This window comes from Nocardia neocaledoniensis, assembly GCF_029868625.1.
GTDB classification, from domain to species: domain Bacteria; phylum Actinomycetota; class Actinomycetes; order Mycobacteriales; family Mycobacteriaceae; genus Nocardia; species Nocardia neocaledoniensis_A.
Window position 1 is genome coordinate 1 of the sequence record NZ_JARWOJ010000097.1, and the last position, 2,628, is coordinate 2,628.

Consider the following 2,628-nt stretch of genomic DNA (forward strand, 5'->3'; position numbering starts at 1 on the left):
CCGGATTCCGGTGCGCGGCAACGACACCGAGGTCGACCGGCTCTCACGTTCGCTCAACAGCATGCTCACCCAGATCCAGCAGGCCTTCGCCGCCACCGAGGCCTCCGACGAAGCCGGCAACCGGTCGGCCGGCGGGAACGCCACGGCGGTGGGCCGCTTGGTCAACGCCATCGACTGGCTGGTCGCGGGCGAACCCCGCCGCGAAGACCCGCGCGCTTTGCCCCGGGCGCCCCGGTGGCTAACCCGGCGCTCGGCCTTTTTTTTTTTGTTTTCTCCCGGGTCGGCGGGGGGGGGGGGGGGCGGGGTGGCCCCCGCCCACCGCTTCACACGTCCTGGGGACTACTTGACCTCGTACATCCAGATCTGGATGTTGGCCAGTTCACCGGTGGGGCCCCACTTGTACTGGCGGGCGACGCCGGTGCCGTCGTAGTTGCGGACGTAGTCGAGCAGGTCGGCACGGGTGACCTTGCCCGAGTCGATGCCCTTGAGCAGGATGGTCGCCAGGTCGTAGCCCTCGACGGAGTAGACGCCGGGCGCCTGGCCGTTGAGCGCCTTGTACTCGGTCGCGAACTTCTCCGGCGCCGGGCTGCACGGGCAGGACAGCAGCGCGTCCTTGGACGAGCTACCGGCCTGACGCACGAACTCGGGGTCGTTGCTGCCGTCGGCGGAGACGAAGACCGAGGTCACGCCACCGGAACGCAGCTGCTGCACGAACGGCGCCGCCTCCGCGTAGTAGCCGGCGTAGAAGATGGCGTCGGGCTTGGCGGCGGACAGCTTCGACACCGCGGCCGAGAAGTCCTTGTCACCTTCCTTGACGCTCACCGCGCACGACGGGTCGGCGGCCGCACCGGCGGCGGTGTTGAACGCCTGCGCCAGACCGGCACCGTAATCGGTGTTGTCCTGCACGACGCAGATCTTCTTGTAGCCCTTCTCGCCGGTCAGGTAATTGGCGACGGCCGGGCCCTGCGAGTTGTCGTTGCCGAGGCCGCGGAAGAAGGTCTTCCAGCCGTTCTCGGTCAGCGTCGGGTTGGTGGCCGAGGCGGTCAGCGTCGGCAACCCGGCCTCGCTGAGGATCTGGCCGGTGGCCTTGGTCTCGCCGGAGAAGGTCGGGCCGACCAGCGCGACGATGCTCGGATCGCTGACGATCGAGGGGATCACGCCGCTGGCGATCTGCGGCTTGCCCTCGGTGTCGAACTGCTTGACCGAGACCTGGCAATCCGGGTTGGCCTTGTTGTGCTGGTCGAGGGCCAGCTTCACGCCGTTGATGATGTTGATGCCGAGCGCGGAGTTGCCACCGGTCAGCGGGCCCGCCATCGCGATGTTCTGCGGCGCGCACTTGGCCTTGCCGTCACCGGCGGGATCCGCGGCGGCGCCTGCGTCGGTCTGCGCGACAGCCTTGCCCTGGGTGTCGAGCTGGACCACCGGCTGGATCGAGAGATCGGTGTTGCCGCCACCGCCGCCGTCGGACGACTTGTCGCTACATCCGGCCAGCACCAACGACGCGGCAGCGCCGAGTACCAGAACTCCTCGCGTCGAACGACTGCGCCATGTCGAACTGAGCACGTCTCACCTCTATGTCCTGTGCTCCCCGGGGTCCCCGAGGGGGCCGACCCACGTTCAGCCCGGGTCAGAACATATCGCCGCTGTGTTAGATCTGCATCACATTCGCGTCATGTCGGCGCCCTGTTGTGCAGTCGTAGTTCAACTTATTGTTTCGCTTACGTAAAGTTTTCCGGATTTCGGCGCGGACGACGGCGATGCGGGTCGCGCATCACTGCGGAGTGAGATTCTCCAGCACGACCTCGGCGACCGCCTTCATCGTGGTGCGCCGATCCATCGCGGTGCGCTGAATCCATTTGAACGCCTGCGGTTCCGTGAGCCCCTGGGTCTGCATGAGCACGCCCTTGGCCCGCTCGACGAGTTTGCGGGTCTCCAGCCGGTCCGACAGATTCGCGACTTCGGTTTCCAGCGCGGTGATTTCGTGGAAACGGCTCGCGGCGAGTTCGATCGCGGGCACCAGGTCCGACTTGGTGAACGGCTTGACCAGGTACGCCATGGCCCCGGCGTCGCGGGCCCGCTCGACCAGGTCGCGCTGGGAGAAGGCGGTCAGGATCACCACGGGCGCAACACGTTTCGTCGCGATCTCGGCGGCGGCGTCGATCCCGTCGCGGCGCGGCATCTTCACGTCCATGATCACCAGATCAGGGCGCATCTCCTCGGCCAGCTCGACGGCCTGTTGCCCGTCGCCCGCTTCACCGACGACCTCGTAGCCCTCTTCCTTGAGCATCTCCACGAGGTCCATCCGGATGAGGGCCTCGTCCTCGGCGACGACGACGCGCTTGGCCGCGGCCTCACGCGTGGCACCGGCGCCCGCTGCATTCGTGCTCATAGGTTCGACCCCTCTGGATTCCGACTGATGTAGAGAGTACCTTTCGATTCCGCCGGTGAACGCGAGCAGACGATGTCGCGCACACCCCGCGACCGATACTCCCCCGCGGCGCGCGACCAGGTCGCGCACGGCCGCGTCACCGGAGCGCTGACGCAGCTCGCACGGATCCTGGCCGTCTGGCGCGACGGCGATGTAGGTCTGGCCGGCCAGGCGCTGGTCGCCGCTGAACGCCTTCAGGG

Annotated in this window: 2 protein-coding genes and 1 pseudogene; 1 reads left to right on the forward strand and 2 read right to left on the reverse strand. The window is 67.5% G+C overall.

Annotated features, from left to right (window positions below; translation table 11 throughout):
• Positions 1 to 430, forward strand: a pseudogene (locus QH270_RS06740) (hypothetical protein); the annotation flags it as partial.
• On the opposite strand, the gene QH270_RS06745 reads toward QH270_RS06740, so the two are convergent.
• Both QH270_RS06745 and QH270_RS06750 read right to left on the reverse strand, forming a co-directional pair.
• Complete coding sequence (locus tag QH270_RS06745; protein ID WP_280339570.1) at positions 340 to 1,497, reverse strand: branched-chain amino acid ABC transporter substrate-binding protein; 1,158 nt, start codon at positions 1,495 to 1,497, stop codon at positions 340 to 342. The pseudogene QH270_RS06740 and the gene QH270_RS06745 overlap by 91 nt on opposite strands.
• 274 nt (positions 1,498 to 1,771) lie before the next feature.
• Positions 1,772 to 2,389 (reverse strand): ANTAR domain-containing response regulator, encoded by a 618-nt coding sequence (locus tag QH270_RS06750; RefSeq protein WP_280339569.1) that lies wholly within the window; start codon positions 2,387 to 2,389, stop codon positions 1,772 to 1,774.
• Between the last annotated feature and the right edge of the window lie 239 nt (positions 2,390 to 2,628).